The 6163-nt window shown below is 60.8% G+C and carries 4 protein-coding genes and 2 pseudogenes; 3 read left to right on the top strand and 3 right to left on the bottom strand.

Annotation, left to right across the window (positions count from 1 at the left end):
• Nucleotides 1-336 precede the first annotated feature (336 nt).
• Nucleotides 337-1215 (top strand): annotated as a pseudogene (locus tag PHI64_RS19515) (Abi family protein); the annotation flags it as partial.
• 140 nt (nt 1216-1355) lie between these two features.
• On the opposite strand, the gene PHI64_RS19510 reads toward PHI64_RS19515, so the two are convergent.
• The 3 genes and pseudogenes from PHI64_RS19510 to PHI64_RS23640 form a co-directional block, all read right to left on the bottom strand.
• On the bottom strand, nt 1356-4238 hold the full coding sequence (locus PHI64_RS19510) for an adenosylcobalamin-dependent ribonucleoside-diphosphate reductase (RefSeq protein ID WP_299886576.1): 2883 nt from the start codon (nt 4236-4238) through the stop codon (nt 1356-1358).
• Between the two features lie 705 nt (nt 4239-4943).
• On the bottom strand, nt 4944-5360 hold the full coding sequence (locus PHI64_RS19505; protein ID WP_299886573.1) for a hypothetical protein: 417 nt from the start codon (nt 5358-5360) through the stop codon (nt 4944-4946).
• 51 nt (nt 5361-5411) lie between these two features.
• Nucleotides 5412-5555 (bottom strand): annotated as a pseudogene (locus tag PHI64_RS23640) (helix-turn-helix transcriptional regulator); the annotation flags it as partial.
• A 100-nt stretch (nt 5556-5655) separates the two neighbouring features.
• Here PHI64_RS23640 and PHI64_RS19500 point away from each other — a divergent pair.
• Nucleotides 5656-5883: a DNA-binding protein gene (locus tag PHI64_RS19500; RefSeq protein WP_299886571.1), complete on the top strand. Its 228-nt coding sequence runs from the start codon at nt 5656-5658 to the stop codon at nt 5881-5883.
• Nucleotides 5870-6142, top strand: coding sequence for a hypothetical protein (locus tag PHI64_RS19495; RefSeq protein ID WP_299886569.1), 273 nt, complete (start codon nt 5870-5872; stop codon nt 6140-6142). Before PHI64_RS19500 ends, PHI64_RS19495 begins: the two co-directional genes overlap by 14 nt.
• Nucleotides 6143-6163 lie beyond the last annotated feature (21 nt).

The following is a 6163-nucleotide window of genomic DNA, read 5'->3' as shown; positions in this document are numbered from 1 at the left end:
GGGTGTCGATCAGCCGGAGCAGGTGATCACGCGGAACCAGCTGGTCCAGCGTCACCATTTCCAGTTCGGTCTGAGCGGAGGCGGCGGCAGGCTTGAGCATGCCGCTATTATAAAAATACGAAGCCCCCGACGGGCGGGGGCTTGGGGCTTTGTCAGCAGTCTGAAAGCCCGCATAAGCGGGCTTCGTCCTCAAATTACACGGGCACGACCGGTTACCCGGAAAACCCATGTCTCTATGCGCTGAAGTATAGCACCACCAACTCACACGAATCCATAGCTTGCCGATGCTGAGGCACCTCACTCTTCCCAGGCTAGGCCTTCTTCAAGACCGAAACAGATCAAGACCTTCTAGGGTGCTATGCCTGGAACCAAGCGGTGGGTTCTGCGCTGCTTCCAATCCTGGGCGACTTCGAGGTGGCACTGCGCAATGCCCTTCATCGAGCACTGTCGCAGCACTTTGGTGGCACCGACTCCTTTGACTGGATGACGCCGCGCTCCAACCCCGCACACGCCGTTAACCCTGCGGCCCCGGAGTTCTTACCCGCTTGGCACAAACTGAGTCAAGAATCAAAGAACAACGTCAGCTCTGTAGTGGAGAAAATCAAAAGCAAGAAGGGCCCAGGCTACGTCGTTACGCCTGACGATGTCGTGGCGGCCCTTCCCTTCGGGTTTTGGGAGGTGTTAATTGATGGCCTCGGCCACAGGGCTCATCCCGCAGGGCTGCAAGCTAGCATTTTGGCGAACGTGTTCCCGACTGCCCCGGATACCCTCGCGGTGCCTCATGGCACCCAAGCGTTCAGGAGGAGGGTCAAGAACCTGCTCAAGCGGATCCGGGACGTCCGCAACCGGATTGGGCATCATGACTCACTCTGGACGACTCCCGAGTTCAACAGGCAAGGGGATGTGGGGTTCATTCCTCGTCAGCCCCGCCACTGTGTCACCAGTCTTCGGCTTTTTGCGAACAACGTGTGTTGGTTCAGTGGTTGGATTGATCCAAGCATCCCGACCTACATCCAAGACAGCGACCATTGGTGGTCTCTACAGGTGCTCCTCAATCGGCAGGCTTTGATCACCTATCGTAAGCTCGGTGGAAAGCTTGGCACCTACCGAGCAATCCTGGATGCGATTGAGCTGCCCCGACACAGCAAAGTAAAGCGAGCCCAGCCTCATCTCAAATTCGTTGAGCGCGTGACCTCCAGGCGCTACCACTACTGAGCTTACGCAGCTCGCCACGCGAAAAAACGCCCACCGGGTGAGGGTGGGCGTTGAGTCTTACGGCTTGCCGCCTAGCGGGCTTGTTTGCTTGCACGACATGCGTCAACCGACATGCAAGCCGCTTCCCGCTGCATGCTGTCTCAGCCGCAGGTACCCACGGCGCCGCAGGCGGTGCAGAAGTCGCAGCCATCTTTGCGGATCACCGAGTGATTGCCGCACTCGTTGCACAGGGCGCCCTGCATCAGTTTGGGCTCGTTGTTGTCGCGGGGGGATTCGAGGATGCCCATCTCGCGGGTCGGGTAGCCGGCTTCGTCGAGCACGCCGAGCATGGCGTAGCGGTGGATGATCAGCGCGGCCAGGTAGGCAACGGTGGAAGGCCAGTTCTGCTGACGGCGGGTGCCGGGCACGAAGGCCATGAAGTCGCCCAGGGGTTCCGGGTAATCGATGAGCTTGCGCAGCTTCATGCCGATCCAGGCCGGGTCCATGACGCGCATGTCCAGGGAGAGGATGCGTGACAAACCGTCCAGGGCGCGGGGGTAGTTGCCCGACAGCCACATGGAGTAGGGGCGGGTGACACCGTCGGGCAGGGTGATTTCCTTCAGGCCGAGCACGAAGTCTTCGCCGGTGGCCGGGTTCTGGATGTCCACCGTCCAGGACAGGGTGCCGTCGGTGCCGGTCTTGGGCTCCTGCAGGCTGAACACGCTGTCGAGCACCGGTGTCGGCAGGTCACCGTCGAGGGCGTTGAGTCTTTCGCAGCGGTAACGCACCACCTGGGCGAAGGCGGACACCACGCCGGGCATCAGCTTCTGTTCGCCGTGGGGCGGGAAGCGCAGCTCGAAGGGCTTCTCACCGACGGTCTTGGACAGGGTTTCGAGCTTGAGCTTGAGCCACCCGCGGTCGTTGGCACGCATGTCCATGGACAGGGTCTTGGCGACAGCACCCAGGCCACGGGGCTGGTCGGCACCATTCACCCACACTTCGAAGGGGAAGGAGCCCTTGGCGGGGCTGTCCTCGACCGGATCCATGTGACCCACGAAGAGGGCGAAGTTGCCCTGGGGCGTGTTGAGCATGTAGGTCCAGGCGGCGTTGCCGTCCGGCAGATCCGGGCGGCCGGGCCAGCGCAGGGACGACAGTACCGGGGCGGGCAGGCTCTTGATGGACAGGCGACGGTTGGTGTCGTCGGACATCTCCACGTCCTGCGGCTGCTTCTGCTCGCTGCTCGGGGTGACCGACAGCACGGAGCCCAGCACGCTGTTGGGACGGTAGGTGGCCAGCCCCTTGAGGCCAGACTTCCAGGCGTCGAGGTAGAGGTTCTCGAACTCGACATAGGGGTAGTCGGCGGGGACGTTCACCGTCTTGGAAATGGAAGTGTCTACATAGGGTGCAACGGCTGCAACCATGTCCTTGTGAGCCTTGGCGGAGATCTCCAGCGCGGTCACGAAGTACTCGGGCAGCTTGGCAACATCGCCACCCAGATGCTTGTAGAGACGCCATGCGTAGTCTTCGACGGCGTGCTCCTTGAAGGTGCCGTCGGCCATCCGCTTTTTGCGGGTGTAGGTGTAGGAGAACGGCGGCTCGATGCCGTTGGAGGCGTTGTCGGCGAAAGCCAGGCTGATGGTGCCGGTGGGGGCGATGGACAGCAGGTGGGAGTTGCGCAGGCCGTGCTTGCGGATCTTGTCCTTCACGTCGGCCGGCAGGCGGGAGGCGAAGTTGCCGCCAGACAGGTAAAGATCGGCATTGAACAGCGGGAAGGCGCCGCGCTCCTTGGCCAGCTCGACGGAGGCCAGATAGGCCTGGTCGCGCATGTATTCGGAGATCTTCGTGGCCATGGCGCGGGCTTCGTCGGTGTCATAGCGCAGGCGCAGCATGGCCAGGGCGTTGCCCAGGCCGGTGAAGCCGAGGCCGACGCGGCGCTTGGACTGGGCTTCGGCATGCTGCTGCTCCAGGGGCCAGTGGGTGGCCTCAAGCACGTTGTCGAGCATGCGGATGGAGGTTTCCACCGTTTTGCCGAAGGAGGCGAAATCGAAGCTGGCCTTGTCGCTGAAAGCGTCCTTGACGTACAGAGTCAGGTTGATGGAGCCCAGGCAGCAGCAACCGTAAGAGGGCAGGGGCTGCTCGGCGCAGGGGTTGGTGGCCTCGATGGTTTCGCAGTAATAGAGGTTGTTGTCCTTGTTCATGCGATCAAGGAACAGGATGCCCGGCTCGGCGTGGTCATAGGTGGAGCGCATGACCTGGTCCCACAGCTCGCGGGCCGACACTTTGCGGTAGACCCACAGGCCATCGTCGCGCTGATAGCCACCGGCTTCCTTGATATCGTTGGACGGTTCGGCCTTGTGGGCGAGTTCCACGTCGCCATCGGCCTCGACGGCCTGCATGAACAGGTCGGTGACCGCGATGGAGACGTTGAAATTGGTCAGGTCGCCGTGGTCCTTGGCGTGGATGAATTCTTCGATGTCCGGGTGGTCGCAGCGCAGTACGCCCATCTGGGCGCCACGGCGGGAGCCGGCGGATTCGACGGTTTCGCAGGAGCGGTCGAAGACGCGCATGTAGGACACCGGGCCCGAGGCGTTGGACTGGGTGCCGCGCACCATTGCGCCCTTGGGGCGGATGGAGGAGAAATCGTAGCCGACGCCGCCACCACGACGCATGGTCTCCGCGGATTGGGCGAGGGCGGTGTAGATGCCGCAGCGGCCGTCCACGGACTCGGTGATGGAATCACCCACCGGCTGCACGAAGCAATTGATCAGAGTGGCGGCCAGGTTGGTGCCTGCAGCCGAGTTGATACGGCCGGCGGGCACGAAGCCGCGCTCCTGGGCTTCGAGGAACTTGGTCTCCCAGAACAGGCGCTTTTCCTCGGACTCCATGGCCGCCAGAGCACGGGCGACACGCAGACGAACATCGGCAACGTTCTGCTCATTGCCCTTGGCGTATTTCTCGAGCAGGACTTCGCCGGAGATCTCCTGCGGCTCGAGGTTGGCGGCAGAGGCGGGCTGGACTTTGGCGGGTTTCGTCGTGGCGGTCATGGCTTTTTTCTGGCTGATCGGGAGGTGTGTTGAGCGGCGCATAGCTTACCTCGAAGCTCGAAATTTAGACAAATTTTTTTAGTTGTTTAAAATCAATGAGATAAAAAAATCAATAGTGTATTTAAAAGTTTTTTTCTACTACATTTAGTAGGAAATTTGGCCGGAAAGATCAAGAAAAACTTCCATTGAAGCGCGCCAGAGCCTTGATTTTTCGGGGGAAATGCTGGGCGCCGCGGGTGGTGGACGATGGGGGTGCTGATCGAAAACCACGGATCGGTGCAGGGAAATTTTCACGGCTCGCCCAGGAGGGGCGCGGGTTGCGGCGGATCGGGGACTGGCTGAGGGAATGGGTAAAACTGCACCAGGACCGCCCGAAAATGATCACGGAACGGCTGGAAACATGCGCCATTGCTGGGATTCTGAGCAGGCTTGGAGGCGCGAGGGCGGGCTGTGCGGGTGTTGCGGAAAAGCTGCGGCGGAAGAACTGCGAGGGGGCAAATCGGACTGCTCCCCCCAAAAAGTCGAGTTCACACCCTCTGAAGGTCGAAGTTCACACCCAGTTCACACCCTGAGTTCACACCCTCTGCCTCGATTGGAGCGGGCATCGGTCAGTCACTTCACTCCCCCACAGGCCTGATAGCCGGATGCGTTGTAACGGCGGTGCCAAATGTCGAGCAAAAAATAGACGAGGAGCTTCATCGGCGCTCAGCTGCCGGTGCCCGCGAGTGCCACAACGTCCGAGATCATCTTCGAGTCTAACGCTCCCACCAATCGGGCCTGGCGGTAGATGAGCATCGCCATCTTCGCCTTACGAGTTGGCGTTGCCGTCAAGCTCTGATCCGCAAGGGACTGATCCAACCCGACCAAGACAGCTTCCATTGTCGCTTCCTCGAGAAACCGAGGCGACAGCCTGAGGATCGCGGAAACCCCGCGTTCGGCAATCGAGTCCAGCGCCTCCATGGCGACTGTCGTATGTGTGCCGTCGGTGATTACCGTCTCCGGGATCGCTGCGATGACCTCTTCCCATGCCGCCGTGAAGCTATCGCCTCGGAGGCCATGAGCCTTCGCGACTTCGGAAAACAGAATCTCGGCTGCCGCAACTTGGTTCAGCTCCTCACCCATTCGCTTTCCGGAGGCTAAGTAGTAGCCGTCAACACCGACTGCGGAGACTGCCTCGAGATACCGAGCATCCGGGGCGCTACTACCTGCCTCGTAACCCACCTGGGCCCGGCGGCTGACCCCCCCAGCCTTCGCCATCTCCTCCTGAGTCAAGCCAAGTCGTAGCCGTTCGCTCTTGAGCCGCTGTGAAAAGTTCACTGAAAACCTCTTGACGTGCGCAAAATTTAGCGCAAAATGTTTGTGTGCGCAAAAAACTGCGCAAAACGAAATTTAATCACCCTTAAGTATAGGAGGAACCATGGACAGCAAGCGTTTGCGGACGCCCCAGGAAGTCCGCGAGGAGTTCAGCAGGAAAGGAATCAGCGTCGCCGGCTGGGCACGTCAATACGGCCTGAATCCGTCGGTTGTCCGCTCTGTTCTGTCGGGCGGCAGAAAGTGCCAGTTCGGGCAAAGCCATAAGGCCGCCGTGTTGCTCGGCCTCAAAGAAGGCGAAGTCATTGAGGAACAGGGCCATGACAACGTCTGAGCGTTCCCCGAAGGGGCCGACCCTTGTGGATTGCCCGTCCCCCAACGAGATCGCTGACAAGCTGCTGTCTGTGGGCAACAAGCGCAGCGAGGCGTACCGGCGCGGGCTGGTCGATGTGCTGGCCTTCCGCCTCAATGGGACGCGCATCCGGTGCCCCTATCAACCCGGCACGCCGGAGTTCGACGCCTACTTCGCGGGTAATGACCGTGGTCACTTCCAATGGCGTTTGATGGTGGACAGCGAATGGAAACCGAACTGATGTGGCTATCGGTTTCTCAGC

The sequence above is a fragment of the Zoogloea sp. genome (assembly GCF_028689785.1).
Classification (GTDB): Bacteria; Pseudomonadota; Gammaproteobacteria; order Burkholderiales; family Rhodocyclaceae; genus Zoogloea.
This window is presented reverse-complemented; position numbering and strand designations above follow the sequence as displayed.